The sequence below is a fragment of the Streptomyces sp. B1866 genome (genome assembly GCF_031932565.1).
GTDB lineage: Bacteria > Actinomycetota > Actinomycetes > Streptomycetales > Streptomycetaceae > Streptomyces.
The window spans coordinates 1-25,227 of sequence record NZ_JAVSCF010000033.1; the positions used below are offsets into that span (position 1 = coordinate 1).

Annotated in this window: 26 protein-coding genes; 12 read left to right on the plus strand and 14 right to left on the minus strand. The window is 73.7% G+C overall.

Features of this window, described 5'->3' with window-relative positions:
• The 3 genes from sucB to RKE29_RS07625 form a co-directional block, all read left to right on the plus strand.
• Positions 1 to 901: 2-oxoglutarate dehydrogenase, E2 component, dihydrolipoamide succinyltransferase (gene sucB, locus RKE29_RS07615; protein WP_312004297.1), on the plus strand; the 901-nt coding region annotated here is incomplete at its 5' end.
• A 96-nt stretch (positions 902 to 997) separates the two neighbouring features.
• Entirely contained in the window at positions 998 to 1,621 is a 624-nt protein-coding gene (locus RKE29_RS07620; protein WP_312004298.1) for a GntR family transcriptional regulator, read from the plus strand.
• A 348-nt stretch (positions 1,622 to 1,969) separates the two neighbouring features.
• Entirely contained in the window at positions 1,970 to 2,488 is a 519-nt protein-coding gene (locus RKE29_RS07625) for a DUF4240 domain-containing protein (RefSeq protein WP_312004331.1), read from the plus strand.
• 3 nt (positions 2,489 to 2,491) lie between these two features.
• On the opposite strand, the gene RKE29_RS07630 is transcribed toward RKE29_RS07625, so the two are convergent.
• Positions 2,492 to 3,013: a GNAT family N-acetyltransferase gene (locus RKE29_RS07630; protein WP_312004299.1), complete on the minus strand. Its 522-nt coding sequence runs from the start codon at positions 3,011 to 3,013 to the stop codon at positions 2,492 to 2,494.
• A 163-nt stretch (positions 3,014 to 3,176) separates the two neighbouring features.
• On the opposite strand from RKE29_RS07630, the gene RKE29_RS07635 reads away from it, so the two are divergent.
• A complete protein-coding gene (locus tag RKE29_RS07635) occupies positions 3,177 to 4,085 on the plus strand; it encodes a TIGR01777 family oxidoreductase (RefSeq protein WP_312004300.1) in 909 nt (302 codons plus the stop codon).
• 127 nt (positions 4,086 to 4,212) lie between these two features.
• On the opposite strand, the gene RKE29_RS07640 is transcribed toward RKE29_RS07635, so the two are convergent.
• Entirely contained in the window at positions 4,213 to 5,703 is a 1,491-nt protein-coding gene (locus RKE29_RS07640) for a regulator (RefSeq protein ID WP_312004301.1), read from the minus strand.
• A 400-nt stretch (positions 5,704 to 6,103) separates the two neighbouring features.
• On the opposite strand from RKE29_RS07640, the gene lipB reads away from it, so the two are divergent.
• The 4 genes from lipB (at position 6,104) to RKE29_RS07660 (ending at position 9,098) form a co-directional block, all read left to right on the plus strand.
• Positions 6,104 to 6,895, plus strand: coding sequence for a lipoyl(octanoyl) transferase LipB (lipB, locus tag RKE29_RS07645; protein ID WP_312004303.1), 792 nt, complete (start codon positions 6,104 to 6,106; stop codon positions 6,893 to 6,895).
• A gap of 79 nt (positions 6,896 to 6,974) precedes the next feature.
• A complete protein-coding gene (gene lipA / locus RKE29_RS07650; RefSeq protein WP_312004304.1) occupies positions 6,975 to 7,952 on the plus strand; it encodes a lipoyl synthase in 978 nt (325 codons plus the stop codon).
• A gap of 245 nt (positions 7,953 to 8,197) precedes the next feature.
• Complete coding sequence (locus tag RKE29_RS07655; RefSeq protein WP_312004305.1) at positions 8,198 to 8,395, plus strand: hypothetical protein; 198 nt, start codon at positions 8,198 to 8,200, stop codon at positions 8,393 to 8,395.
• A gap of 10 nt (positions 8,396 to 8,405) precedes the next feature.
• Positions 8,406 to 9,098, plus strand: a complete 693-nt coding sequence (locus RKE29_RS07660) for a DUF4191 domain-containing protein (RefSeq protein ID WP_312004306.1) — start codon at positions 8,406 to 8,408, stop codon at positions 9,096 to 9,098.
• A gap of 241 nt (positions 9,099 to 9,339) precedes the next feature.
• On the opposite strand, the gene RKE29_RS07665 is transcribed toward RKE29_RS07660, so the two are convergent.
• On the minus strand, positions 9,340 to 9,855 hold the full coding sequence (locus RKE29_RS07665; RefSeq protein ID WP_312004307.1) for an RDD family protein: 516 nt from the start codon (positions 9,853 to 9,855) through the stop codon (positions 9,340 to 9,342).
• A 233-nt stretch (positions 9,856 to 10,088) separates the two neighbouring features.
• Here RKE29_RS07665 and glnA point away from each other — a divergent pair, with 233 nt between their 5' ends.
• Complete coding sequence (glnA, locus tag RKE29_RS07670; protein ID WP_312004308.1) at positions 10,089 to 11,498, plus strand: type I glutamate--ammonia ligase; 1,410 nt, start codon at positions 10,089 to 10,091, stop codon at positions 11,496 to 11,498.
• Positions 11,499 to 11,574: 76 nt separating this feature from the next.
• Here glnA and RKE29_RS07675 read toward each other — a convergent pair whose 3' ends face one another.
• The 4 genes from RKE29_RS07675 to RKE29_RS07690 form a co-directional block, all read right to left on the minus strand.
• Positions 11,575 to 12,873, minus strand: coding sequence for a hypothetical protein (locus tag RKE29_RS07675; RefSeq protein ID WP_312004309.1), 1,299 nt, complete (start codon positions 12,871 to 12,873; stop codon positions 11,575 to 11,577).
• Complete coding sequence (locus RKE29_RS07680) at positions 12,870 to 13,907, minus strand: ThiF family adenylyltransferase (RefSeq protein WP_312004310.1); 1,038 nt, start codon at positions 13,905 to 13,907, stop codon at positions 12,870 to 12,872. Before RKE29_RS07680 ends, RKE29_RS07675 begins: the two co-directional genes overlap by 4 nt.
• A gap of 268 nt (positions 13,908 to 14,175) precedes the next feature.
• The gene (gene leuA / locus RKE29_RS07685; RefSeq protein WP_312004311.1) at positions 14,176 to 15,789 is read right to left on the minus strand and encodes a 2-isopropylmalate synthase; all 1,614 of its coding nucleotides are present in this window, start codon (positions 15,787 to 15,789) and stop codon (positions 14,176 to 14,178) included.
• A complete protein-coding gene (locus RKE29_RS07690) occupies positions 15,786 to 16,007 on the minus strand; it encodes a tautomerase family protein (protein WP_312004312.1) in 222 nt (73 codons plus the stop codon). The genes leuA and RKE29_RS07690 overlap by 4 nt, the downstream gene beginning before the upstream one ends.
• Positions 16,008 to 16,206: 199 nt before the next feature.
• On the opposite strand from RKE29_RS07690, the gene leuD reads away from it, so the two are divergent.
• The 3 genes from leuD (at position 16,207) to RKE29_RS07705 (ending at position 18,620) form a co-directional block, all read left to right on the plus strand.
• Positions 16,207 to 16,794: a 3-isopropylmalate dehydratase small subunit gene (leuD, locus tag RKE29_RS07695; protein WP_312004313.1), complete on the plus strand. Its 588-nt coding sequence runs from the start codon at positions 16,207 to 16,209 to the stop codon at positions 16,792 to 16,794.
• Between the two features lie 168 nt (positions 16,795 to 16,962).
• On the plus strand, positions 16,963 to 17,970 hold the full coding sequence (locus RKE29_RS07700; RefSeq protein WP_312004314.1) for an EamA family transporter: 1,008 nt from the start codon (positions 16,963 to 16,965) through the stop codon (positions 17,968 to 17,970).
• A 116-nt stretch (positions 17,971 to 18,086) separates the two neighbouring features.
• Complete coding sequence (locus tag RKE29_RS07705; protein ID WP_312004315.1) at positions 18,087 to 18,620, plus strand: Lrp/AsnC family transcriptional regulator; 534 nt, start codon at positions 18,087 to 18,089, stop codon at positions 18,618 to 18,620.
• Between the two features lie 36 nt (positions 18,621 to 18,656).
• Here RKE29_RS07705 and RKE29_RS07710 read toward each other — a convergent pair whose 3' ends face one another.
• The 7 genes from RKE29_RS07710 to RKE29_RS07740 are packed head-to-tail and all read right to left on the minus strand — an operon-like array spanning position 18,657 to position 24,969.
• Positions 18,657 to 19,472: a sugar phosphate isomerase/epimerase gene (locus tag RKE29_RS07710; protein WP_312004316.1), complete on the minus strand. Its 816-nt coding sequence runs from the start codon at positions 19,470 to 19,472 to the stop codon at positions 18,657 to 18,659.
• 30 nt (positions 19,473 to 19,502) lie between these two features.
• On the minus strand, positions 19,503 to 20,480 hold the full coding sequence (locus RKE29_RS07715; RefSeq protein ID WP_312004317.1) for a class I SAM-dependent methyltransferase: 978 nt from the start codon (positions 20,478 to 20,480) through the stop codon (positions 19,503 to 19,505).
• Positions 20,477 to 21,562 carry an amidohydrolase family protein gene (locus RKE29_RS07720; RefSeq protein WP_312004318.1) on the minus strand — a complete coding sequence of 362 codons (1,086 nt, stop codon included), beginning with the start codon at positions 21,560 to 21,562 and terminating at the stop codon, positions 20,477 to 20,479. The genes RKE29_RS07715 and RKE29_RS07720 overlap by 4 nt, the downstream gene beginning before the upstream one ends.
• Entirely contained in the window at positions 21,559 to 22,398 is an 840-nt protein-coding gene (locus RKE29_RS07725; protein ID WP_312004319.1) for a hypothetical protein, read from the minus strand. The genes RKE29_RS07720 and RKE29_RS07725 overlap by 4 nt, the downstream gene beginning before the upstream one ends.
• A complete protein-coding gene (locus RKE29_RS07730) occupies positions 22,383 to 22,700 on the minus strand; it encodes a hypothetical protein (protein WP_312004320.1) in 318 nt (105 codons plus the stop codon). The genes RKE29_RS07725 and RKE29_RS07730 overlap by 16 nt, the downstream gene beginning before the upstream one ends.
• Positions 22,697 to 24,187: an aldehyde dehydrogenase gene (locus RKE29_RS07735; protein WP_312004321.1), complete on the minus strand. Its 1,491-nt coding sequence runs from the start codon at positions 24,185 to 24,187 to the stop codon at positions 22,697 to 22,699. Before RKE29_RS07735 ends, RKE29_RS07730 begins: the two co-directional genes overlap by 4 nt.
• Positions 24,184 to 24,969, minus strand: a complete 786-nt coding sequence (locus tag RKE29_RS07740) for a 4-oxalocrotonate decarboxylase (RefSeq protein ID WP_312004322.1) — start codon at positions 24,967 to 24,969, stop codon at positions 24,184 to 24,186. The genes RKE29_RS07735 and RKE29_RS07740 overlap by 4 nt, the downstream gene beginning before the upstream one ends.
• Positions 24,970 to 25,227 lie beyond the last annotated feature (258 nt).

A 25,227-nucleotide genomic window follows, 5' to 3' on the forward strand; every position in this document is an offset into this window, starting at 1 on the left:
CGCCGCCGAGAGCGGTGTCGACCTCGCGTCCGTCAGGGGCAGCGGCGTGGGCGGCCGCATCCGCAAGCAGGACGTCATCGCCGCCGCCGAGGCCGCCAGGGCCGCCGCGCGGGCGGCGCAGGCCCAGGCTCCGGCCGCGGCCCCGGCTCCCGCGGCGGCCGCCGCGCAGGCCGCGCCGTCGCCGCTGCGCGGCCAGACGGTGAAGATGTCCCGCGTGCGCAAGGCGACCGCCAAGCACATGCTGGAGTCGCTGCGGGTCTCCGCCCAGCTGACGACCGTGGTCGAGGTCGACATCACGCGGATCATGCGGCTGCGGGAGCGGGCGAAGGCCGACTTCCTCGCGCGCGAGGGCGTCAAGCTCTCCCCGCTGCCGTTCTTCGTGAAGGCCGCGACCGAGGCGCTGAAGGTGCACCCCGCCCTCAACGCGAAGGTCAACGACGACGAGACCATCACCTACCACGACGTCGAGAACATCGGCATCGCGGTGGACACCGACAAGGGCCTGTTCGTCCCGGTCGTCCACAACGCGGGCGACCTGAGCATCGCCGGGCTCGCCAAGAAGGTCGCGGACCTGGCGAACCGCACCCGCACCGGCGGCATCAAGCCGGACGAGCTGGCGGGCGGCACCTTCACGGTGACCAACACCGGCTCGCGCGGCGCGCTGTTCGACACGCCCATCCTCAACCAGCCGCAGGTCGGCATGCTGGGCGTCGGCGCCACCGTCAAGCGCCCGGCGGTCATCGAGACCGAGGAGGGCACGGTCATCGGCATCCGCGACGTCGTCTACCTGGCGCTGACGTACGACCACCGCCTGGTGGACGGCGCGGACGCGGCCCGGTTCCTGACGACCGTCAAGGCCCGCCTGGAGGCCGGCGAGTTCGAGGGCGACCTCGGGCTGTAGCAGCCGGCTCCCGCCTGGCGCCCCCGACCGGACCACGGTGTCCGGCCGGGGGCGCCGCCGTATCGTCGTGTCGTCCCCTTCTGCCGAGGAGCGCCCATGGCCCCGCCCGTCGTCCGCTCGCTGCGCGAGCAGATCCGCGAGCACATCGTGGAGGGGATCGTCAGCGGGCGCTGGCAGCCGGGCGAGCGGATCGTGGAGCGGCGCATCGCCACCGAGCTGGCGGTCAGCCAGACGCCGGTACGGGAGGCGCTGCGCGAGCTGGAGTCGCTGCGGCTGATCGAGTCGGCGCCCAACAAGGGCGTACGGGTGCGCGACCTGACCGCCGCCGACCTGGAGGAGATCTACCTGGTACGGGCCGGTCTTGAGCGGATCGCCGCCGAGCTGGCCGCGCCCCGGCTGGCCGAGGACACCGGCGCGCTGGAGCCGCACGTGCGGGCGCTGTACGAGGCCGACCGGGCCGCCGACGCGGAGGCGCAGGTCCGGCACACCGTCGCCTTCCACCGGGAGCTGGTGCGCGCGTCGGGCAACAGCGTGCTGGTGCACACCTGGGAGTCGCTGGGCATCGAGGTGTGGACGGCCCTGTCCATCCGCTGGCTTGGCACCCGCCAGCAGTCGTACGCCGAGGAGCACGACGCCGTGGTCGCCGCCTTCCGCAGACGCGATCCGCGGGTGGCGCGCCTGGTGGAGGAGCACGTCCTCGGCTGTGCACCGCGTGCCTGACGCATCGCGTTTTCTCGGCACCGGGTGCCGACTTTGTCCCCGTGAGCGGCGTTTTTTCGCCAAGGACTTTGATCGATCATCGATCGCACCTAGAGTAGGTCGCGGCAACAGTCACCGAGCGGGCCGTACCGCGAAGCCCTGTCCTGCGACGCGGCTCGGCTCAGCGGCGGGGGCCGGGTCCCGTACGTCACCCGTGCTCTGGATTCGGCGCCAGACCCGGTCCCTCTCCGCGCCCGCCGCCCGGCGTCCCCGGACGCCGTCCCGCGGCGGCCGGTCGGTAACGAGACGGCCGCTTCCCGAGGGGTCGGCGTGCGCGTCCGCGCCCGAGGGACGATCCTGTGGTGCGTGATGGACGAGACCGAGTTCTGGGAGCTGGTCGACCGCGCGCGCGAGGAGGCGGACGGCGACCCGGAGAGCCAGTCCGACCTGCTCGTGGAGTGGTTGACCGGGCTCGATCCGGACGCCGTGCTCGACTTCGCGCGGCACTTCGAGGCCCGCCTGGCCCGCGGCTTCACCTGGGACCTGTGGGGCGCCGCCGGCGTGCTGCTGGGCGGCGTGGACGAGGACGCGTTCGACGCCTTCCGCTGCTGGCTGGTCGGACAGGGCCGGGACGTGTTCGAGGGCGCGCTGCACGACACGGACGGCCTGGCCGAGCTGCTGGCGGACTTCGACCCGGAGGCGGACGGCGACTGCGAGGACCTGGGCTACGTGGCCGACGAGGCCTACGAGCGGCTCACCGGCGCCCCGCTGCCCGACCTGGACCTGCCCGGCCGGCCCCTGGAGCCGCTGGGTACACCGCTGGACCCGGCCGACGAGACCGCCCTGGCGGAACGGTTCCCCAGACTGTGGGCGCGGTTTCGCGCCTAGACCTCACCACCCGTCCCCGCCGCCGTCGAGGCGGCGGCCCATGAGCACGTCGTCCACGTCGCGGCCCGCCAGCCGGAACTCCCCGGGCAGCACGCCCTCCACCGCGAAACCCTCCGACTCGTACAGGCGCCGCGCCGGAGCGTTGTGCCCGAGCACCCGCAGGGTGAGGCGGACCGCGCCCTCCCGGCGCGCCCGGGCGGCCGCCGCCCGCAGCAGGGCCCGCGCCGCGCCCCGGCCGCGCGCCCAGCCGTCCACCGCCAGGCCCTGGATCTGGCGCACGTGCGCGTGGCAGTCCAGCTCCGTCGGCCTGACCAGGCGTATGAATCCGGCCACCCGTCCGCCCGCCTCGGCCACCAGGAACTCCTCGGGCCGGTGCCGGCCGTCGAAGAACGGCCGGTACGGGGGCAGCGGCTCGGGCTGCACGGCGTGCAGCGGCGACCAGGTGCGCCGGTCCAGATCGGCGAGCACCGCCTCGTCGGCGGCCGTGGCGGTACGTATGACGAGGTGGTCGGAGGGGCCGTCCATGCGGCCACTGTGCCACGCGCGGCACGCGCCGCGCCGGGCGGCGGCGGCCGGGTGCCAGGCGGCCGGGAGCCGGGGCCGGGGCCCGGAGGCGATGGCCGGGGCCGGGGCCGGGCGGCAGGCGTCCCCGGCCGCCGGGGCGTTCCCATCGCGCGGGCGGGGCAGGATGGGGTCCATGCGCGTCGCTATCACCGGCTCCTCCGGACTCATCGGCTCGGCCCTCGCCCGCTCCCTGCGCGAGGACGGCCACCAGGTCGTCCGCCTGGTGCGGCGGCCGCCCCGGGAGCCGGACGAGGTCGGCTGGGACCCGCGGCGCCAGTGGGTGGACACCGCCGGGCTCGCGGACTGCACGGCCGTGGTGCACCTCGCGGGCGCGGGCATCGGCGACCGCCGCTGGACCGACGCCTACAAGCGGGAGCTTCGGGACAGCCGGGTGCTGGGCACGGCCGCCGTCGCCGAGGCCGTCGCCGCCCTGGACACGCCGCCGCGGGTGCTGGTGAGCGGCAGCGCGATCGGCTTCTACGGCGACACCGGCGACCGCGCGGTGGACGAGGACGCGCCGCCGGGCCACGGCTTCCTCGCCGACCTGTGCCAGGACTGGGAGGACGCCGCCGGGGCCGCGCGGGAGGCGGGTGTGCGCACGGTCTTCGCCCGCACCGGCCTGGTGGTCGCCCGCGGGGGCGGCGCCTGGGGGCGGCTGTTCCCGCTGTTCCGGCTCGGGCTCGGCGGGCGGCTCGGCGGCGGAGGGCAGTACTGGAGCTTCATCGCCCTGCACGACCACGTCGCCGCGCTGCGGCACCTGCTGGACCACGCGGACCTGTCCGGCCCGGTCAACCTCACCGCGCCGGAACCGGCCACGAACCGCGAGGTGACCGCGGCGATGGGCCGGGTGCTGCGCCGCCCGACGCCGTTCCCGGTGCCCGCCGCCGCGCTGCGGCTCGCGCTCGGCGAGATGGCGGGCGACGTGCTCGGCAGCGCGCGGGTGCTGCCCCGGCGGCTGCTCGACTCGGGCTTCGCCTTCGCCTGCCCGCGCGTCGAGGACGCGGTACGGGCGGCGCTCGGCCCGACGCGCTGACCCGGCCGCCGCCGGACGCACCCCGGTCCCCCGGCCCGCCGGGCGCCCCCGCGCCCCGGGTCGGGGCCGCCGGGCCGGGCCGCCGGGACCCGGGCACCGGCCGCCGGTCGACGCCCGGCCGTGCCGCTCAGCCCGCCGCCCCCGACCCGGTCCACGCCGGGCCCCAGCCGAGCGCGGTGACCCGGTCCCGGTAGCCGCGCACGGGCGGCGCGTCCCGGTACTGCTCCAGGCGCCGCTCGAAGTCCCGTACGTACTCCAGGGCGCGCGCCGAGCGCATCTCCGAGGCCTGCTGCGCGGCCTCGGCGCCCAGCGCGCACGCCTGCTCCAGCTCGCCCAGGCCCAGCCGGGCGGTGGCGAGCACCACGCGGCAGAACAGCCTGCTGCGCGCGTACCCGGGGCTGCGCAGCTGGAGCGACCGCTCGGCGTGCTGGGCGGCGGCGCGGTGCTGCTGGAGGTCGCGGTGGCAGTGGCCGAACTCGTCGGCGAGCTGCGCCTCGTCGAAGAACCGCGCCCAGTACGGCACCTCGTCGCCGGGCCGGGCCGCCTCCAGCGCCCGCTCGGCCCGTACCAGCGAGGCGGTGCACGCGCGCACCTCGCCGAGCACGCCGTGCCCGCGCGCCTCCGCCGCGTGCAGCAGCGACTGGACCACGGGCGGCGCGCTGCCGCCCACGCCCTGCTGGGCCACGCGCGCGAGCTGGACCGCCTCCCGGCCGTGCTGGAGGTGCACGGCCTGGCGGCTCATGGTCACCAGCACGTACGCGCCGTAGGCCCGGTCGCCCGCGGCCTGCGCGAGCCGCAGGGCCTGGACGAAGTACCGCTGGGCGAGGCCGTGGGCGGCGATGTCGTACGACGTCCAGCCCGCCAGCCGGGTCAGGTCGGCCATGGCGGCGAACAGCCGCCGCCCGGTGGCCTCGCCGTAGCTGCCGCGCAGCATGGGCTCGCCCTCGTGCTCCAGGTAGCGCACCAGGGCCTGCCGGGCGTGGCCGCCGCCGTAGGCGTTGTCCAGCGCCCGGAACAGCTCGCTGAGGGACCGCAGGGCGGCGATGTCGCCCTTGGTGACCCGCTGGCCCGGGGCCCGGTCGAGCCGGTCGGTGACGCGCTGCCGGGGCACGCCGACCCGGCCGCTCTGGTTCGGCACCCTGACCATGGCCACGCCGTGCGGCTCGCGGGCCACCCGGTCGTCGGGCCGGCCGATCAGCCAGTCCCGGCTGGGCACCACGAGCCCGGCCGGGGTGAAGGCGATCTTGCGCAGGTCGGCGTGGGTGCCGGAGTCCTTGCGCCACAGGCCGCTGACGATGTCGACGGCCTCCTCCGGAGTGGCGGCGAACTCCAGGCCCGCGTAGACGGGCGCGCAGGCGTCGAGTCCGAGGTCCTGGGCGGTGAGGCGGCGCCCGAGGCGCCGGGTGAACACCTCGGCGATGAGCGCCGGGGTGGTGCCACGCGGCTGCTGGCCGCGCAGCCAGCGCGTGACCGAGGTCTTGTCGTAGCGCAAGTCGAGGCCGTGCTCAAGGCCGAGCTGGTCTACCCGCCGCGCCAGTCCGGCGTGGGAGAAACCGGCCTCGGCGATGAGGGCGGCGAGCTGGCGATTGGGAATGCGCTGCGGGGATCGTTCCGTCATCAGCCTGCCGGTCTCCCTGATCGTTCTCTGGAACGGCGCGAATGTAGCGGCATCGACACCCACAGTCGCCACCTTCTTCGCGCATTCATCCGATCGTGTGAGTACGACCACAACGCGACCGCGATACGAGCCCGGTGTGGCACCGCCCGCGCGCGCAGCCGCGGGCCGCGCCCCGGTCCGGCCGTCGACCAGGCTCTGGCCAGCGGATTCGGCCCCGGTGGCCGCGATGCGGATGGCCGGCGGGCGGCGATGCGGGAGACCCGCGCGGACGGTCGTACAGTGGCTTCAGGCGCCCGGACCGGGCGCCCGTGCACGGCGGCCGCCTGCCGGCCCGTACGGCGCCGCCCGTGCCGCCGCGTGCCGCGGTGCGAGATCGCGGCAGGGCCCACGAGGAGCCGCCGTGAAGGAGCTGCGCTTCGTCCACCTCGGGTTCGGGGCGGACGCCGTCGAGTACCAGGAGGCGTGGCAGGAGCAGCGCCGGGTGCACGCCGCCCGCTTCGCGGACGAGGTCCCCGACACCTGCCTGCTGCTGGAGCACCAGCCGGTGTACACGGCCGGGCGGCGGACGCACGACAGCGAGCGGCCGCTGGACGGCACGCCGGTGGTCGACGTGGACCGCGGCGGCAAGATCACCTGGCACGGTCCGGGCCAGCTGGTGGGCTACCCGATCCTGAAGCTGCCGCGCCCGGTGGACGTCATCGCGCACGTGCGGCGCCTGGAGGAGGCCCTGCTGCGCACCTGCGCCGACTTCGGCCTGGAGACCACCCGCGTGGAGGGGCGCAGCGGGGTGTGGGTGCTGGGCGACCCGGTGGAGCGGCGTGCCACGGGCGGCCTGCGGCTGGATTTCGACCCCCGGCTGGACCCCCGGCTGACGGACGACGAGTTCGACGCGCGCCTGCACGGCCCGGAGTACGCGCCGTCCAACGCGGGCCAGCGCGGCGAGGACCGGAAGATAGCCGCGATCGGCGTGCGTATCGCCAAGGGTGTGTCCATGCACGGCTTCTCGTTCAACTGCGACCCGGACAACAGGTGGTTCGACCGGATCGTGCCGTGCGGCATCCGGGACGCCGGCGTCACCTCGCTGTCGGCGGAGCTGGGCCGTCCGGTGCCCGTGGCCGAGGTGCTGCCGGTGGTGGAGAAGCACCTGCGGGAGGTCTGGGAGTCGGCCGTGCCGCTCCCCCGCGCGGTCTGAGACCGACGCCCCCACCGCCCCCTGCACACCAGGCGTACGCTGGTGTTTACCGAAGAATCGAAAGCGGAAGGGACGCCACGTGTCCGCAGTCGCACCCGACGGACGCAAGCTGCTCCGCCTGGAGGTCCGCAACAGCGAGACTCCCATCGAGCGCAAGCCCGAGTGGATCAAGACCCGGGCGAAGATGGGCCCGGAGTACACCGAGCTGCGGGGCCTGGTGCAGCGGGAGGGCCTGCACACGGTGTGCCAGGAGGCCGGCTGCCCGAACATCTACGAGTGCTGGGAGGACCGGGAGGCGACGTTCCTCATCGGCGGCGACCAGTGCACGCGGCGCTGCGACTTCTGCCAGATCGACACCGGCAGGCCGCAGGCCCTGGACCGCGACGAGCCGCGCCGGGTCGCGGAGTCGGTACGGACCATGGGCCTGAAGTACGCGACCGTCACCGGCGTGGCCCGCGACGACCTGCCGGACGGCGGCGCCTGGCTGTACGCGGAGACCGTCCGCCAGATCCACGCGCTGGTGCCGGGCACCGGCGTGGAGCTGCTGATACCGGACTTCAACGCGGTGCCCGAGCAGCTGGCCGAGGTCTTCTCCGCCCGCCCCGAGGTGCTGGCGCACAACGTCGAGACGGTGCCGCGGATCTTCAAGCGCATCCGCCCGGGCTTCCGCTACGAGCGTTCGCTGGAGGTCGTCACGCGGGCGCGCGAGGCGGGCCTGGTGACCAAGTCCAACCTGATCCTGGGCATGGGCGAGACCCGCGAGGAGGCCGGCGAGGCCCTGCGCGACCTGCACGCGGCGGGCTGCGAGCTGGTCACCATCACGCAGTACCTGCGCCCGTCGGCCCGGCACCACCCGGTGGACCGCTGGGTCAAGCCGCAGGAGTTCGTGGAGCTGCGGCAGGAGGCCGAGGAGATCGGCTTCGCGGGCGTGATGTCCGGCCCGCTGGTCCGCTCGTCCTACCGGGCCGGGCGGCTGTACCAGCAGGCGGTCGAGCGGCGGTCGGCGGACGGCGGTCCGGCGCTCCCGGACGCACCCGTGGCGGCGCGGGCGGTGTAGCCGGAGCCCCCCGGACCGGAGCCCCCCGGACCGGGGCCTTCCCGGACCGGGGCCGCTACGGACCGGGGCCGCCGCAGGTCGGGAGGTTGGCCGGAAAGGGCGGTTTATTCAGGCGGAGTGGGGGTTTCATCGCCGTTTGACCACCTGGTCACGCACTGGTAACACCATCCGATAACGATATGGAGACACGGTCCGCCCGGTGGGGCGGCCCACGCCCGTCCGCCGCCTCGCGAGGGGGTTCCGCCATGCAGGTCACACCCGTACGCCCGTCGGTGACCGGCGCCCTCCTCGTCCTGGAAGGACTCCTGCTCGGCGGCGGGCAGCGCACCGCGCGGCTGAACGCGTGGACGGCCGTGCTGGAGGACCGGCGCCGCGCCAGGGACCGCCGCGAGGCGCTGACGGTCCTGGAGGCCGCGTCCACCAAGGAGCCGCAAGCCACGTAAACTTCGCTGTATGGCGAGGCAGGACACATCCGAGAGCACCGGGCGGCTGAAGCAGATCGCCCTCACCTACAAGATGACCAGGCAGGTCGACCGGCTGGTCGGGCTGGTCGTCGCCGCGGTGGGCATCGTGGTCCTCGGCGCCTTCCTCGCGCTCGGCTTCTGGCTCGGGCACCCCGTCTACCTGGGCATCCTCGGCTTCGTCCTGGCCTTCCTGGCGGCGGCGATCGTCTTCGGGCGGCGGGCGGAGCGGGCGGCGTTCGGGCAGATGGAGGGCCAGCCGGGCGCGGCGGCCGCCGTGCTGGACAACATCGGCCGCGGCTGGACGACGACGCCCGCGGTGGCGATGAACCGCAACCAGGACGTCATCCACCGGGCCGTCGGCCGGGCGGGCATCGTGCTGGTCGCCGAGGGCAACCCGAACCGGCTCAGGAGCATGCTGGCCGCCGAGAAGAAGCGCATGGCGCGCATCGTGGCGGACGTGCCGGTGCACGACGTGATCGTGGGCACCGACGAGGGCCAGGTGTCGATCAGGAAGCTCCGGGTGACCCTGCTGAAGCTGCCGCGGGTCCTGCCGGGCGCGCAGGTGACGGTCGTCAACGACCGGCTGCGGGCGCTGGGCGACCTGCTGAGCAACATGCCGCTGCCGAAGGGGCCGATGCCCAAGGGCATGCGCATGCCGAAGGGCATCCAGCGGGGCCGCTGACCGGTACGGACGGCTCCGACCGGCGCGTACGGGAGCCCCCGCCGCGACCCCGCCGCAACGTCGGCGAGAAGGGCCGGGACGGGGCGGACACAGCCGGGCACCAGCGGCGCACGCCGCGCGAGGGGCGGGCCGGAGACGGGCGCGAGGGGCGGGCCGGAGACGGAGAGTCTCCGGCCCGCCCCTTGCCGTATGCAACCTGACCCGCCCGGCAGGCCGCGGGCCGGGCGGTCCGGCGGGCGGGTCAGACGCGGATCTGCACGGCCCGGGCCAGCCGGTCGTGCAGGCCGCGCCCGTCGCGGTCCCAGATCACGGCGGGGATGACGACCACGAGCAGCAGGCTGCGCAGCACCGCGCGCCAGAAGCCCAGCCGGGAGCCGCCCTCGCCGATGACGCGCAGCCGCAGCAGCAGCTTGCCGGGCGTGCACCCGACGGTGCCGACGGTCAGGGCGCTGAGGAGGAAGAAGACGAGGACGGCCCAGTTGCCGACCGTCTGCTGGTTGCGCCCGGACAGCAGGGAGAAGGAGACCAGCAGGCACAGGGCCCAGTCCACGACAATGGCCGCGATCCGCCGGCCGGGCGGCGCGACCGCCCCGGGACCGCTCTCCGGCAGCCCCAGCCGCTCGCCCCGGTAGCCGAGGTCGACGCCCATCTGCTCGGCCGCCTCGCGCGGTCCCGAGAGCCACGTGCCGATCGCCCGCCGGGTGTCGGCGCGCCTGGTGTCCTGACTGTCCACCCGACCACGGTACTGCGAACGCATACGTTCACCCGCGCGTGGGGTACCGTGCACCGCGCTGACGAGCCCGTACGGGCCGCGGCCCGGGCTCACCCCGGGGCCCCGCGGCCCGGGCGAGCCGGTTAACCTTGGAGAAACAAATGGGTCATGCTCGGGAAATCACGTCTCCCTAGGGTCGGCCCCAGCGCCCCACCCGCACATGGGTCGCGCCCGTACGAATATCCCCGTCCCCCCGCGGCCGGGCTAGGAGGAGTTGGATGTTCCAGAACGCCGACGACGCTCGGAAGTTCTTCTCGGACGAGGACGTCAAGTTCATCGACGTCCGCTTCTGCGACCTTCCCGGCGTCATGCAGCACTTCACGGTCCCGGTCGACGCGTTCGACCCGTCCGAGGAGCTGATGTTCGACGGGTCTTCGATCCGCGGCTTCCAGGCCATCCACGAGTCCGACATGGCGCTGGTCCCGGACCTCTCCACGGCCCGCGTGGACCCGTTCCGCCGTGACAAGACGGTCAACATCAACTTCTTCATCCACGACCCGATCACCGGCGAGCAGTACAGCCGCGACCCGCGGAACGTGGCCAAGAAGGCCGAGGCGTTCCTCGCCTCCTCCGGCATCGCCGACACCGCGTACTTCGGTCCCGAGGCCGAGTTCTACGTGTTCGACAGCGTCCGTTTCGAGACGAAGTCGAACGAGGCCTTCTACCACATCGACTCCGAGGCGGGCGCCTGGAACACCGGCGCGCTGGAGGACAACCGCGGCTACAAGGTCCGCTACAAGGGCGGCTATTTCCCGGCTCCCCCGGTCGACCACTTCGCCGACCTGCGCGCCGAGATCAGCCTGGAGCTGGAGAAGTCCGGGCTGAAGGTCGAGCGCCAGCACCACGAGGTGGGCACCGCGGGCCAGGCGGAGATCAACTACAAGTTCAACACGCTGCTCGCCGCCGCCGACGACCTCCAGCTCTTCAAGTACATCGTGAAGAACGTCGCCTGGCAGAACGGCAAGACCGCCACCTTCATGCCGAAGCCGATCTTCGGTGACAACGGCTCGGGCATGCACGTCCACCAGTCGCTGTGGGCGAATGGCGACCCGCTGTTCTACGACGAGCAGGGCTACGCCGGCCTGTCGGACACCGCCCGCTTCTACATCGGCGGTATCCTCCGGCACGCGCCGTCGCTGCTGGCCTTCACCAACCCGACGGTGAACTCCTACCACCGCCTGGTCCCGGGCTTCGAGGCCCCGGTGAACCTGGTGTACTCGCAGCGCAACCGCTCCGCCGCGATCCGCATTCCGATCACCGGTGCCAACCCGAAGGCCAAGCGCATCGAGTTCCGCGCCCCGGACTCCTCGGGCAACCCGTACCTGGCGTTCTCGGCCCTGCTGCTGGCCGGCCTGGACGGCATCAAGAACAAGATCGAGCCCGCCGAGCCGGTCGACAAGGACCTGTACGAGCTGGCGCCCGAGGAGCACGCCAGCGTGCCGCAGGTCCCGACCTCACTGCCGGCCGTGCTGGACTCCCTGGAGGCCGACCACGAGTTCCTGCTCCAGGGCGGGGTCTTCACCTCCGACCTGATCGAGACGTGGATCGACTTCAAGCGCACGAACGAGATCGCGCCGCTCCAGCTGCGTCCGCACCCGCACGAGTTCGAGCTGTACTTCGACGTGTGATCTGAGAAATACCGAAGCGCCCCTCCTGACCAGCGGTATCGCGGACAGGAGGGGCGCTTTGGCAGGTCGGCCCGGCTCACGGCGGGGCCGACCCGCGCGGCTTCCCGTCCAGACACGTCAGGGCCAGGATCTCCAGGAGCAGCGCGCCGACCAGGGCCAGGGACGCGCAGGCCACTCCCGGCAGGGTGCTGCGGGTCAGCAGCAGGCCGCAGCCCACCAGGCCGGCCAGGTGGACGACGGCGGCCCGGGGCAGCGTGCGGGTGTCGCCTCCGGCGATGGTCAGGCCGCGCAGCCTGCCGCGTACGGCCCACAGCGCGGGAGCCGCCGCGAGGAGCGGGATCCAGCGCAGGCCGAGGTCGGCCGGGCCTTCGGCCACGTTGCTGAAGGCGACGACGTACAGGCGGGCCAGCGGGGTCAGCGCCACCAGGAGGGAGAGGGCGAGCAGCGTCCCCGCCAGGAGCGCCGTGAAGCGCAGCAGGGTCCGCGGTCCCCCCGCCCGCCGCAGGTACGCCGCGCCCACCGTGTCCAGGTCGGACAGCGGAACCGTGCCCAGGGAGACGAGCCCGTAGAGGACCGGCCAGACGGTCAGCGAGTCCTCCGCCGAGGCGGAGTGGGCGAGGACCACCGTCGTGACGAGCGCGGGGCTCATGTTGAGCAGCACGGTCGAGGCGATCCGGGCGTGCTGGACGGCCATCCGCCCGGCCGAGGCGGCCGGCACGACGGGCAGCGGGCGGCTGGCGAGAGCCAGGTACGCCGCTTCGGCCCAGGCTCCCGACGACAGGGCGATGCCGCCGGTGGCCGCCGAGGGGACGCCGGTCCGCCAGGCCGCCAGCGCGGCCAGCGCCGTCGCCGCGATGCGTACTCCGGTCGCCGCCGCGATGGGGCCGGTGGTGTCGCGGGCGATCAGGCGGCCGTGCAGGTAGCGGCGCAGCGCGACCGCCGGCGGAGCCGCCGCGAAGGACAGCAGGCAGGTGCGGAAGGCGTCGTGCAGGTCCGCGGGCAGTCCCAGCAGCGCGGGGAAGCCCGCGGAGACGCCGGGCAGGGCCGCCAGCGCCGGCAGCGCCGCGCAGCCCGCCAGCCCGGTGCCCAGGGCCCAGCGCAGCAGGGTCCGCGACCCCTGCCCGGCGAGCTCCGCCACGACCAGCGGCGCCAGCGCCAGGGCGGGGGAGTTGACGACGAACAGCACGGACAGCCCCACGCCGAGCGCCGCCAGCGCGGACGCTCCGTGGGGCATCCGCGCCGTGATCGCCACGACCAGGGGGATCTCCCAGGCCAGCATCGAGGAGCCGAGGGCGGTCGGCAGCCACGAGCGGGCCAGGAGCCGGACCCCTGTCCACTCGGAGGCGCGCGGGGGGTGTTCCCGGATGGCCGTCACCGTGGCGGTTTGCCTTCCCGGCACGGGCAGTCGTCACGGAAGGCGAACGGGGTGAAGTCGAAGGTCAGCGTCTCGGCGTTGACGTACAGGCTCTGCCCCGCGGTGCGCGAGGTGGCCTTGGCGCCGGAGACCAGGCCGATGACCTCGTTGACCGCGATGCCGGCGACCATGGACACGAGCGTTCCGGTGAGGCTGCCCGAGCTCTCCGGCCGCAGCACGTCGAGGTCGCGGATGCCGACGCACTCCATGCACGGGGTCCGGCCGGGGATCATGGTCGGGCCGACCCTGGCCCCCTTGTTGGTGATGCCGATCTGCCCGAACGGCACCCCGGTGCGCAGGCTGGCCTCGTTGGACCAGCGGATCGCCTTGTTGCGGGGGCGGTCGTAGGCGTTGAAGAAGAAGTCGGCCCCGTCGACGAGCTTGACGATGTCGTCGGCGGACTCGATGCGGGTGTGGTGGGCGATGAACCGCGACCGGGAGCTCTGTAGGGACAGGTGACGTGCGAGCGCGTCCAGCTTGGGCACGCCGACGTCCTGCTCGTCGAAGGTGGGGTGGGTGGGCAGGTTCTCCTCGGCGAAGGTGTCGAAGTCGACCGCTTCCAGGGTTCCGATGCCCGCCGCGTTCAGCAGCCGCAGCAGGGTGGTGCCGCCCGCGCCCGTACCGATGATCACGACCCTGGCGTCGCGCAGCCGGCGCATGCCCGTGTAGCCGTCCCAGTCGTCGCGGTCGTACAGCCGCAGATGGTTGATCTGGCGGCTGAAGCGCCGGAGGTCCTCCGGATCCAGCGGCGGGGTGGCCGCGGCGTCGTCCAGGACGCCCTCGGAGTCGAGGACCGCCAGCCAGTCGTCGGTCTCCGGGTAGCGCTCCTGGAGTTCTTCGCGGGTGCGGGTCCCGTCGAGGGCCAGGACGAAGGAGACCATCTCCGCGGTCGGATCCATGATCCGGAACTTCTCCGGTCCGATCCCGATGTAGAGGTGGGGTTCCCCCGAGACATGGTAGATCCGTAGAAACTCCTTGACCCTGGGTCGCCGCATCCGGGCGCCTCCTGTTCTGTCGCGGGCTGTCGGGGACGTGCGGAAACCGTGGCGGGGAGGCGGCCGGCCGGCTCCCCGCCACGGTTGTCAGCTGTGGCCGGTCATCAGATGACGTTGGTGTGCCACTCCTTGACGAGGCCGTCCTCGTGAACGCGCTCGATCTTCATGGCGTACCTCCTTCCGGGGGGTCGTCGTCTGCGGGTTGCTCGTGCCGTACCGCGGGACGCGACGTGACGTCCCGGGCGGGCGGCCCGAACTCTTCGGGTGATCAGCGCGGGCCGGCGGCGGCGCGCAGCGCCCGCTCGCGGGCGGCGGCGAGGGCCTGGTCGGGGCCGTCTCCGAGGCCGACGCTCCAGCGTTCGCGGCCTGCCACCTCGTACCGGAGGTAGGCGACGGTCTGTTCGACGGTGCCGGTCGTCCGGGGGCGGGTGTGCGACTCCAGTACGGTGACGGGCACCGCGGGCGCCCCGGGGGCGACGGGCACCGGGGAGAGGTACTCCCGCTCGAACAGCTCCAGCAGCTGTGCGGCGGTGACCTCGCCGCCCACCTCGTCCGTGCGCCGCTGGACCTGGCGCTGGAACTCGACCTGGAGTCCGCGGGGCAGGTCGAAGCCGTGGGCCTGCCGCAGCACGTAGGCGGGACCGGCCTTGCCGGACTGGGAGTTGACGCGCACCACCGCTTCGTAGGTGCGCCCGACGTCCTTCGGGTCCAGCGGCAGGTAGGGCACCTCCCAGGGGTGGTCGTCGACCGGGACGCCCGCGGCGTCGGCGTCGCGGGCGAGCGCTTCCATGCCCTTCTTGATGGCGTCCTGGTGGGTGCCGGAGAACGCGGTGTACACCAGTTCCCCGCCGTAGGGGTGGCGGGGGTGGACCGGCAGCCGGTTGCACTCCTCCACCTCCCGCTTCACCATGTCGATGTCGGAGAGGTCGACCATCGGGTCGACGCCCTGGGTGAGCAGGTTCAGCGCGAGGGTCACCAGGCAGACGTTTCCGGTCCGCTCGCCGTTGCCGAACAGGCAGCCCTCGATCCGGTCGGCTCCCGCCATGTAGCCCAGCTCGGCCGCCGCGATGCCCGTACCGCGGTCGTTGTGCGGGTGCAGCGACAGCACCACGGCGTCGCGGTTGTCGAGGTTGCGGTGCATCCACTCGATGGAGTCCGCGTACACGTTGGGCGTGGACGTCTCCACCGTGGCGGGCAGGTTCATGATCGTCGGACGGTCCGGCGTCGGCTGCCACACCTCGTTGACGGAATTGCAGATCTCCAGGGCGAAGTCCAGTTCGGTGCCGGTGTACGACTCCACCGAGTACTGGAAGGTGAAGTCGGTCGACGGCGTCGCGTCGGCGAGCTTCACGCACTGCTGGGCGCCGGCCACCGCCAGTTCCCGCACCCCGGCCCGGTCGAGCTGGAACACGACCCTGCGCTGGAGCGCCGAGGTCGAGTTGTAGAGGTTGATGACGGCGTGCCGGGCCCCGTCCACGGCCTGGAAGGTGCGTTCGATGAAGTCCTCCCGCGAGGGGGTGACCACCTGGACGACGACGTCGTCGGGGATCAGGTCCTCTTCGACGAGTGTGCGGGCGAAGTCGAAGTCCGCCTGGCTCGCGGTGGGGTAGCCGATCTCGATCTCCTTGTATCCCAGGGACACCAGGAGGCGGAACATCCGCAGCTTGCGCTCCGGGTCCATGGGGTCGGCCAGTGCCTGGTTGCCGTCGCGCAGGTCGACCGAGCACCACTGAGGGGCCCTGGTGATGACGGTGTGCGGCCAGGTGCGGTCCGGAAGGTCGATCGGCGGGTAGGCCCGGTAGCGGGACACGGGCATACCGCTCGGCTGCTGGATCGCGACACTCCTCATGCCGGGCACCTCGCCTTCTGGTCGGCTGGTCATACGGGGCGTTCCTCCGGGTTGCGGCTCAGCGCGGCACGCTCGGCGAGCGTGGTGCCGCCCGCCGACCACAGGTGCGCGGGGACCTGGCGGACCAGGACCCGGATCTGCTCGTCCGCCACTCCCAGGGACTCGCGCACCGCGTCGTGGACGGCGGCCATCAGCGCGCGCAGCCGCGCCTCGGAGCGCCCCTCGGCGACGGTGACCTCGATCAGCGGCATGTACGTGCTCCACGCTGGTGGGGGGAAGGGGACGCGGGACGTGCCCTGCTGGCCACCGCATTCGAGCACGCCGGACGGCGGCTTCGGCGGGGCGTTTCCACTCAGTGCAAGAGCTTCCGTCCGGGCCGCTGCCCGGCTTCTACGTTTGTGCCCCAAACGGCGCGGAGGTCGCGCCGACCGCCGACGAGGAGCGGAAGACATGCGGAAGTTCACCGTGCACCAGGGGACGGCGGTGCCGCTGCGCCGCACCGACGTCGACACCGACCAGATCATCCCGGGCGAGTACTGCAAGCGCGTCGGACGGACCGGGTACGCGGACGCGCTCTTCGCCGAGTGGCGGGACGACCCCGGCTACCTCCTCGCGCGGCCCGAGTACGCGCGCGGGAGCGTGCTGGTCGCGGGCGCGGGCTTCGGTATCGGCTCCTCCCGGGAGCACGCCGTGTGGGCCCTGATGGACCACGGGTTCCGGGCTGTCCTGGCGCCGTCGTTCAGCGACATCTTCTGGGGCAACGCGATCGGCAACGGGCTGCTCCCGGTCCGCCTCTCCCAGGCGGAGATCGAGCGGTTCTGGGCCGTCGCGGAGACGGATCCGGCGACCGTCTTCACCGTCGACCTCGAACAGTGCCAGGTCGGCGCGGCCGGGGCCCGGGTCGGCTTCACCCTGGACGAGCACAGCAGGTACCGGCTGCTCAACGGGCTCGACGAGATCGCCGCCACGCTCCTGCTGGAGGCGGAGGTCGGGGCGTACGAGCGGCGCCGGCCGGCCTGGATGCCGCGCACCCTGTGAGCCGCCGCCCCTCCGCCCGGCCGGTGGGCGCCGTACGCCGTATTTCGTTGCCCACTACACCCTGACCGGCACCCCGCAGTTCGCGGAGTGTCGGTCCAAGCCGAGATCAGCGAAACGAAATTCGGCGTCCGTCGACATCCACGCAACACCGACCTAGCTTCTGAGGCCATGACCGAACTCCATACCCGCTCCTATCTTTACCGGGGGACTCTGCCCGTCCTGGCGGCCGCCTGCCTGTGGGGAACCGTGGGCCCCGCCCAGGTCTGGGCCGACACCGGCGCCGACCCGGTGTCTCTCGGGGCCTTGCGGCTCCTCATCGGCGGTCTCGTGCTGGCCCTGGCCGCCCTGTTCGGGCCCGGCCGGAGCGCCGGGCTCCGCCTGCTGCTGACCCGGCCCGTGTGGCCGTGGATCGGCGTCGCCGCCCTGGCGACCGCCGTCTACCAGGCCGGGTTCATGCTCGCGGTGAGCAGGACCGGCGCCGCCCTGGCCACCGCCATCGCCCTCGGGGTCGCGCCCGTCGCCACCGGGCTGTGCTCCCGGGTGGTCACCGGCGAACGGCTCACCGCGGCCTGGACGGTCGGCACCGCCGCGGCGGTCGTCGGCTGCGCCCTGCTGCTCGGCCCGGGCAGCTCCCAGGTGGCCGTGTCCGGTGTGCTCCTCGGCATCGTCTCCGGCATCTGCTACGGCCTGTACACCGTGGCCGCGAAGAAGCTCTCGGACCACGGCGCGAACATGCCGGCGGCCGTCGCCGCGACCCTGCTGGCCGGCGGAGTCGTGCTGCTGCCCGCCGTCACGCGGGACGGCTCCGGACTCGCGACCGGCGACGGCCCGCTGCTCCTGGTCTGGCTGGGCGTCGCCGCCACCGCTGTCGCCTACATGCTCTTCGTGAGCGGCCTGCGATGGGTTACCGCTGGTACGGCCGGCACTCTCAGCCTGGCCGAACCGCTGGTCGCCGCCGTCCTCGGCCTGCTCATACTGGACGAACACCTGTCCGCACTGGCTGAAACAGGGATGACCCTGCTGCTCGTCGGGCTGGTATCGGTGAGCGTGCCGTCCGGCGTGCTGCGGCGCGTGCGGCCGCGGACGTATCCGCCGCAGACGGCTATTCAGAACAATCCGCCGGACATTTCCGAGGTGCGCATACCCGATCCGGCCCATTCCGGCGAACGGCGGTGAGGTCTATCCGGCCAGTCCTGAAAAGCTGACGCTGGAAATCAGCAGGTGGAACCCTGAAGCCTGGAGAGGGCATCCTGATCTGAGGCACCGCCCTGACCAGGCTGAGGGAGATCTGCATGGAACTGGATAATCTCGACTGTCTACTCCTGCGCGAGATCCAGCGAGACGGCCGCCAGACCAACCGCGAGCTGGCCGCCACCGCCGGCGTGGCGCCGTCCACCACCCTGGAGCGCCTGCGCTCCCTCAGGCGCCGGGGAGTGCTCAAGGGCTTCACCGCCGAGATCGACCTGGAGGCCATAGGCCGCCCCGTCGAGGCACTGATCGCCGTGCGCATCCGCCCGCCGTCCCGCAAGGTCCTGGAAGGATTCCGCGAGTGGGCGCGGACGCGCCCGGAGGTGGTGGGCATCTTCGTCACCACGGGCGGCGACGACTTCCTCATCCACATGGCGGTGCCCGACACCGACTATCTGTACGACTTCATCATCGACGAGCTGACGGAGCGCCGGGAAGTCGCCGACGTCCGTACGTCGATCGTCTACGAGCGGTTGGAAGCCCGGATACTGCTGCCCCTGGACAGCCGCAAGGCCGACCAGGGGCAGCACCCGGGCGAGGGCCGCAGGACCCGTTCGGGCAAGCTGGACCAGCCCTGACGCGAGCGGATCCGGCAGCCGTGCCGCGGGGCGGTGCTACACCGCCCACCCGCCCCCGGCCAGCGCCTTGTCCAGGGCGGTGCGCGCCTGCTGCGCCACCGCCGCGCAGTCCATGGCGTCCAGTTCGTCCGACATGACCTCCACGGCGACCGACGCCACCCGCTGCGAGGGCAGCAGCGCCCGCAGGATGCCGTGTATGTCGGCGGTCCCCTCGCCCGGCAGCAGCCGCAGATGCCGGGCCTCGTGCCGGGGATCCGGGTGGGGGTCGGGGCGGGTGTCGCAGATCTGCACCGAGAGCACCGCGTCAGGGTCCAGCGCCGCGATGTGCTCGGCGCTCAGGCCCGTCCGGTGGCAGTGCCAGGTGTCGATCAGCAGGCCCCCGCCCGGCCGGCCGGCGCGCTCGACGATGTCGAGCGCCCGGCGCAGCGAGGGGATCGCCCCGTACGGCATGAACTCCAGCGGAACGACCAGCCCCGCCGCCTCGGCCCTGCGGCACAGGCGCGCGTACTCGGGAGCCAGGTCCGCGCCGGCCTCGCCGTCGGGCAGGCCGGCGTTGACGCTGCGGGCACCGAACACCGCGGCCATGTGGAAGACCAGGTCCTCCTCCTCCCGCGCCGCCGCGCTGCCCGGCCGGCCCCAGGAACGCAGCAGTTCGACCTCGTGGACCCGTAACCGGTGGTGTGCCAGCAGCTCCCGCATGGCCTCGTCGGACCAGCCCCGGGCGCGGGCCCGCACGTAGTCGTCCACCCGCAGGCCGATTCCGTGGAACCCGGCGGCGGCCGCCGCCCGCACCCGCTCCTCGATCTCGGCCGAGCGCAGCGTCATCGCGCTGAGGACGGAACCGACCTGCACGGGCCCCGTCCGGGAGGTGGCCGTCACCGGTCAGACGGCCTTCTGCGCGAGAACCAGCAGGCCGTCGGGCATGGCCGGGCGGACCAGGGCCTTCACGGTCAGGCCCGCTTCGGTGAACGCGCGGCTCCAGCCGTCCGCGTCCAGCAGGTGCTGGCCCATCACCGCGTGCACCAGGGCGAACTCCGGGCCGAAGACGTCGTCGGTCGCCGTCGAGCTGGGCGCGGCCGTGACCTCGGCGGTCAGCACGTGGGCCCCGGCGGGCAGGCGCTCGGTCAGCGCCCGCAGGTAGGCCACCAGCGCGTCGAAGCCCTTCTCGTACACCTCGTGCAGGAAGAAGAAGGTGATCGCCAGCTGGACGTCCTCCAGGCCCTGGATCGACGCGATGTCGCTGCCGTCGGCCTCGACGACGTCGATGACGCCGCTCTTGCCCGCCGCCTCGACCTCGCGCCGGGCCTCGGCCACCGCCTCGGGGCTGATGTCCACGCCCAGGCCCCGGCAGCCGAGCTGGTCGTGCAGCGTGATCAGGAAGTGCGCGTTCCCGCAGCCGATGTCGGCGACCCGGTCGAACTCCAGCCCGCTGAGCAGCTTGACCACCTCGGGCTGCACGTCCTGCTTGCCCAGCAGGGCCGAGCCCACCGCCACCCACTTGCCGTCCCGCAGCACCTCCCGGCGGTAGGCGGCCGTACCGGTCAGCATGTCGCCGAAGCGGCGCAGCGGCTCGCTGTAGCCGCCGGCCAGCCACACCAGGTAGCCCCGGTCCTCGTACAGGCTGCGGCCCAGCTCCGTCAGGTGGTAGCGGTCGCCCTCGGCGCGCAGCACGCCGCGCTGGGACAGGTAGCGGAAGAGTCCCTCGGACAGGAACCGGTTGGCGCCGGCCTCCGCCGCGGTCAGGCCCTCGTCGGCGAGCCGGGTGAGGGAGCCGGTCATGTCGAGCGCGGCGAAGGTCGAGGCCAGCACGTGGCCGCGGATCAGGTCGAAGGCGGGGCGGCCGGTGGGAGACGTGGTCATCGTATGGCTCCTCGTGGTGCGGGCAGCGTCGCTGCCGCGGGGGTGGGTACGGACCGCCGGCCGCCGTGGCCCGGCGGCGCGTCCGGCGGCGGGTGCAGCAGCCGGGTCGCGTTGCGGTGCAGGATCAGGGCGGACTCCTCGGCGCCGAGGCCCAGCTCGTCGACCGTGCGCAGGGGGGTCCGGTCGCTGAGGTCGAACGGCGTGTCGGTGCCCAGCAGCACGTGCCGGGGCCCCACGTCGGCGACCAGGGCGGCCAGTTGGGACGCGGAGAACACCGCCGTGTCGTAGTACAGGGCGTCCAGGCCCCGGCTCGGCGGCCGCCGGGTCACGCGCGCCGCGGGCTTGGTCCGCCAGCCCAGGTCCAGCCGGCCGCGCAGCGCGGGCAGGCAGCCCCCGCCGTGCGCCAGGCACAGCACGGGCTCGTGGCGTTCCAGGGTGCCGCCGAGCAGCAGGCGGGAGACGGCCAGCGCCGTCTCCATCGGGAAGCCCACCAGCTGCGGCAGCCAGTAGCGGTCCAGCCGGTCGAGCCCCGGCGCGGTGGACGGGTGCAGGAGGGTGAAGGCCCGGGTCTGGCCCAGCAGTTCCCACAGCCGGTCGTTGACCGGGTCGTCGCACTCCCGGCCCAGGCCCCGGGTGCCGCACGCCAGCCCCGGCATGCCCAGCTCCCGCAGGCAGCGCTCCGCCTCGGCGGCCGCGGCCCGGGACCCGACCGGCACCGTGCCCAGGGGCGTCAGCCGCCGCGGGGCGGACGCGCAGAAGTCGGCCAGCGCGTCGTTGCCGACGGCGACGATCTCCCGTACGAACACCTCGTGCCGGGCGGTCGAGCAGGTCAGGAACGGCGGCAGCGAGACCGCCTGCCGGTGCACTCCCTCCTGGTCCATGCGGGCCAGCCGCGCGCCCGCGTCGTACTGCTCGGGCGGGCAGGGGATGGGCACGTCGTCCCGGCCCAGCCCGGAGACCCGGTGGTCCAGGCGCACCACGCCGGAGGCCAGCTCGGACAGGTCGGCCAGCTCGCGGTCGGCCAGGTAGCGCAGGACGGGCAGGGGCATGGCGTGGGTGTGGACGTCGTAGGCGCCGCTCATCGCACGGCCTCCGGTGCCGCCAGGTCCCACTCGGCGACCGCCATCCCCGTCAGCCAGGCGCGGATCGGCTCGTACGCCGTCACCGTGACCGGGCCGTCCACGGCCCCCGCCAGCGCGAGCCAGCTGCGGATCTCGTGGGCGCCGTTGCCCGCCTGCTCCAGTTCCTCGTCGGGCAGGTCCAGCACGTCGTCCAGGGCGCCGCGTGCCAGCCGCTGGAGGAACCAGCGGTCGAACGTGTCGTCGACGTCCCCGGTGTGTTCGTCGCCGATGGAGTGCGAAAGACCTCCGGCGGCCACCACGGCCACCCGGTCGACATCCGGGCAGGCGTCGATGGCGCGGGCCAGCGCGCGGCCGAAGTCATACCAGGCGGGCAGGGGCAGCATCGGCGCGACCGCGCAGTTCTGCAGGATCGGCACGAGCGGCAGGTCGCCGTCCGGCGCGAGGGCGTGGTAAATCGTCATGACGCCGTGGTCGAGGTCGAGGCGCTGCGAGAAGGACGGCATCCACCGCTGGCCGAGCAGCCCGTCGGCCAGCGCGCGGGCCAGCGGGGCGTGCCCGGGCACCGTGCCCCGGGGGATGGGCAGCCACGGCTCGGCGGGCCCGGTGTGCCGCTCGGCCAGGCCGATGCACGCCTGGGGGAAGTTCTCCAGGAAGAAGTTGGTGAAGTGCTCGTTGGAGAGCATCACCACGGCCTGCGCCCCCGCCTCGCGCACGCGCCGGGCCGCGCGGGTGAGCGCCCCGGTGAACCGCTCGGCCTGCTCGCGCGGCGCGGAGTCGGTGGCCGCCAGCATCATCGGCGCGTGGGACGCGGCGAACGCCGCTACGACGCGTGCCATCGGGCCGCCGCCTTCCGGGAGGTGCCGCGGCCGTCCGCGGTCAGCAGCCTGCGGTAGTCGTCGCGGGTGATGCCCAGCGCGCGCGCGAACGCGTTGATCAGCACCGGGTGCACGTCCCGCTCGGCCAGTCCCCGCAGGTCCCCCGCGCGCAGCAGCGCGGCGTCGGACTCCGGCAGGTCCGGCGGGACGGCCGCCCCCGCCCCCTGCCGTATCCGGTCGAAGACGGCTCGTTGCAGCAGGTAGTTCTCCTGCGGCCGCCGCCCGGCGGCCCCGGCGGCCCCGGCCGCGCGCGGTGCGCTCACCGGGCCGCCCCCGTCGCCTCCGGGCCGAGGGTCCCCGCGATGTCCATCACCACGGCCTTCGGCTCGGTGAAGAACTCCCGGCTGTGGACGCCTCCTTCGCGTCCGATGCCCGACGCCCCGACTCCTCCGAAGGGGGCGCGCAGGTCCCGTACGAAGTAGCAGTTCACCCACACGGTGCCGCCGCGCAGCGCGGCCGCCGTCCGGTGGGCCCGCCGCAGGTCCTCGGTGAACACCATGGCGTTGAGCCCGTACGGAGTCGCGTTCGCCTGGGCCACGGCCTGCTGCTCCGTGTCGAAGGGCGTCACCACGGCCACCGGCCCGAAGATCTCCTGCTGGAGCACGGCGGCCTCGGCGGCGGCGTCCACCACCACCGCGGGCCTGACCACCCTCGGGTCCCGCGGGTCCAGGCCGCCGGTCAGGAGCCGTCCCTGCGGGCCGCCGTCCAGGCGGTCCAGGAATCCGCGCACCTTCGCGTGGTGCTCCGCCGACGCGAGGGGACCGATGTCGGTGCCGGCCTCGGCGGGGTCTCCGAAGCGCAGCGCGTCCGCCGCGGCGGTGAACCGCTCCAGAAAGGCGTCGTAGACCGCGCGCTCCACGTAGATCCGGCTGCCCGCCAGGCACACCTGTCCGGCGTTGGTGTAGGCGGCCGCCACCGACCAGGACACCGCCCGGTCCAGGTCGCAGTCGGCGAAGACCAGGTTCGCCGCCTTGCCGCCGAGTTCCAGGCTCAGCGGCGTCAGGTGGTCCGCGGCCGCCCGGGCGATGGCCCGGCCCGTGGCGGACTCGCCGGTGAAGGTGATCCGGTCGACGCCCGGGTGCGACACCAGGAACTCGCCGGCCGCCGCCGGGCCGTGTCCGTGCAGGACGTTGAACACGCCCGGCGGCACGCCCGCCTCCAGGGCCAGCCGGGCCAGTACGGTCGCGGAGGCCGGGCTCTGCTCGGCCGGCTTGAGCACCACGGTGTTGCCGTGCGCGAGCGCCGGCGCCACCTTCCAGCTCTCCAGCATCAGCGGCAGGTTCCACGGTGCGATCGCCGCCACCACGCCCGCCGGCTCGTACCGGGTGTAGACGTGCGTGCCGTTGTCGGCCGGCAGCTGCTCCGCCGCCGTGAGCCGCGCGTGGTCGGCGAAGAACCGGAAGTTGGCGGCGGCCCGCGGCACGTCCTTGGCCCGCGCCTGCGCGACGGGCCGTCCCATGTCCCGGCTGTCGGCGGCGGCCAGCTCCCCGGCGTTCCGCTCGACCAGGTCGGCCAGCCGGTGCAGGATGCGTCCCCGGGCGGTGTGGCCCATGCGCGGCCACTCTCCGGTGTCGAACGCCTGCCGGGCCGCGGCCACGGCCCGGTCGGCGTCCTCGCGCCCGCCCTCCGCCGCCTCCGCCCAGGCGGTGCGGCGCCACGGGTCCACCGACGGAAACCGGCGGCCGTCCTGGGCCTCGGTCTCCTTGCCGTCGATCAGGTGCCCGTAGAACTCTGTGCTCTCGTTGGTCACGACCGTCCCTCCGCAGCAGTGAGCGAAACCGATCCGAGGGAGGAGAAGACCGCCGTGGCCGTCGACCCCGCGGTGAAGGGCGCCGCGTCGGTCACCCCGCCCGTCAGCACCGTCCACCCGGCCTCGATCCGCAGGCCCCGGCGCGCGAGCAGCCGTGCCGCGAACAGCAGCGCGTGCACCGGGTCGCCGAGCACGTCGGCCCCGGCTCCCTTTCCCGCCGTGCCGCCGTCGACCTCGATGCGGCAGCCCTCCTCCCGCAGGTCGCCGTCGGCCGGCCGGCTCGTGTCGCCGAGGGCGTACACGGCGCTGGACCCGTTGTCGGCGACCACGTCGGGCAGGGTGAACCGGTAGTCGACGAAACGGCTGTCGATGACCTCCAGCCCGGCCCGGACCCGTCCGATCGCCTGCCGGGCCCGCGCCTGGTCCGCGGTGGCGTCCACGGGTGCGGCCATCTCGAAGGCGATCTCCGGCTCGATCCGCGGATGGATCAGCCCGCCCACGGGGACGGCCGAGCCGGCCGACCGCACCATCCGGTCGGTGAGCCATGCCAGCAGCGGTTCCGACACTCCCATCCGCTGCTGCTTGGCCCGAGAGGTCAGCCCCAGCTTCACGCCCACCAGCCGCTCGCCCCGGGCCAGCCGCAGGCGGAGCGCGGCGTCCTGCACCCGGTAGGCGTCCTCCACGCGCAGGTCCGGCCATTCGGCGGTCAGCGGGGTCAGCGCGGTCGCGGAGTCCTCCGCGTCGAGCAGCAGCCGCGCCGCCCGCACCACATCCGTCGCCACAGCAACACCTCCACCTATGGTTCGGACCCGACGCGGTCATCATCGGCAGCGGTACGAGGCCGTTCGCGGCGCGCTTTCCGCTCACCGGAAAGCGGGGACGCGCTGTTCCACTGAGTGGGCCGCGCACTCGCGCGAAAGGCCTGGCGTGCCTGACCATTACGGGTCCCGGCGAGGTTCGGGACGGCGGGAGGAGGTTCGTTTCGCGCGGTCGGTCTGTTGGGTTCCGGAGCACACCCGCCAGTTGTTCAGGCGGAAACT

What these genes read in the sequence shown, in the direction of transcription:
- RKE29_RS07620 (WP_312004298.1), top strand. Translation starts at nt 998, where the DNA reads ATGGCCCCGCCCGTCGTCCGCTCGCTGCGCGAGCAGATCCGCGAGCAC.
- RKE29_RS07625 (WP_312004331.1), top strand. Translation starts at nt 1,970, where the DNA reads ATGGACGAGACCGAGTTCTGGGAGCTGGTCGACCGCGCGCGCGAGGAG.
- RKE29_RS07630 (WP_312004299.1), bottom strand. Translation starts at nt 3,013, where the DNA reads ATGGACGGCCCCTCCGACCACCTCGTCATACGTACCGCCACGGCCGCC.
- RKE29_RS07635 (WP_312004300.1), top strand. Translation starts at nt 3,177, where the DNA reads ATGGGGTCCATGCGCGTCGCTATCACCGGCTCCTCCGGACTCATCGGC.
- RKE29_RS07640 (WP_312004301.1), bottom strand. Translation starts at nt 5,703, where the DNA reads ATGACGGAACGATCCCCGCAGCGCATTCCCAATCGCCAGCTCGCCGCC.
- RKE29_RS07655 (WP_312004305.1), top strand. Translation starts at nt 8,198, where the DNA reads ATGCAGGTCACACCCGTACGCCCGTCGGTGACCGGCGCCCTCCTCGTC.
- RKE29_RS07660 (WP_312004306.1), top strand. Translation starts at nt 8,406, where the DNA reads ATGGCGAGGCAGGACACATCCGAGAGCACCGGGCGGCTGAAGCAGATC.
- RKE29_RS07665 (WP_312004307.1), bottom strand. Translation starts at nt 9,855, where the DNA reads ATGCGTTCGCAGTACCGTGGTCGGGTGGACAGTCAGGACACCAGGCGC.
- glnA (WP_312004308.1), top strand. Translation starts at nt 10,089, where the DNA reads ATGTTCCAGAACGCCGACGACGCTCGGAAGTTCTTCTCGGACGAGGAC.
- RKE29_RS07680 (WP_312004310.1), bottom strand. Translation starts at nt 13,907, where the DNA reads ATGCGGCGACCCAGGGTCAAGGAGTTTCTACGGATCTACCATGTCTCG.
- leuA (WP_312004311.1), bottom strand. Translation starts at nt 15,789, where the DNA reads ATGACCAGCCGACCAGAAGGCGAGGTGCCCGGCATGAGGAGTGTCGCG.
- RKE29_RS07690 (WP_312004312.1), bottom strand. Translation starts at nt 16,007, where the DNA reads ATGCCGCTGATCGAGGTCACCGTCGCCGAGGGGCGCTCCGAGGCGCGG.
- leuD (WP_312004313.1), top strand. Translation starts at nt 16,207, where the DNA reads ATGCGGAAGTTCACCGTGCACCAGGGGACGGCGGTGCCGCTGCGCCGC.
- RKE29_RS07700 (WP_312004314.1), top strand. Translation starts at nt 16,963, where the DNA reads ATGACCGAACTCCATACCCGCTCCTATCTTTACCGGGGGACTCTGCCC.
- RKE29_RS07705 (WP_312004315.1), top strand. Translation starts at nt 18,087, where the DNA reads ATGGAACTGGATAATCTCGACTGTCTACTCCTGCGCGAGATCCAGCGA.
- RKE29_RS07715 (WP_312004317.1), bottom strand. Translation starts at nt 20,480, where the DNA reads ATGACCACGTCTCCCACCGGCCGCCCCGCCTTCGACCTGATCCGCGGC.
- RKE29_RS07720 (WP_312004318.1), bottom strand. Translation starts at nt 21,562, where the DNA reads ATGAGCGGCGCCTACGACGTCCACACCCACGCCATGCCCCTGCCCGTC.
- RKE29_RS07725 (WP_312004319.1), bottom strand. Translation starts at nt 22,398, where the DNA reads ATGGCACGCGTCGTAGCGGCGTTCGCCGCGTCCCACGCGCCGATGATG.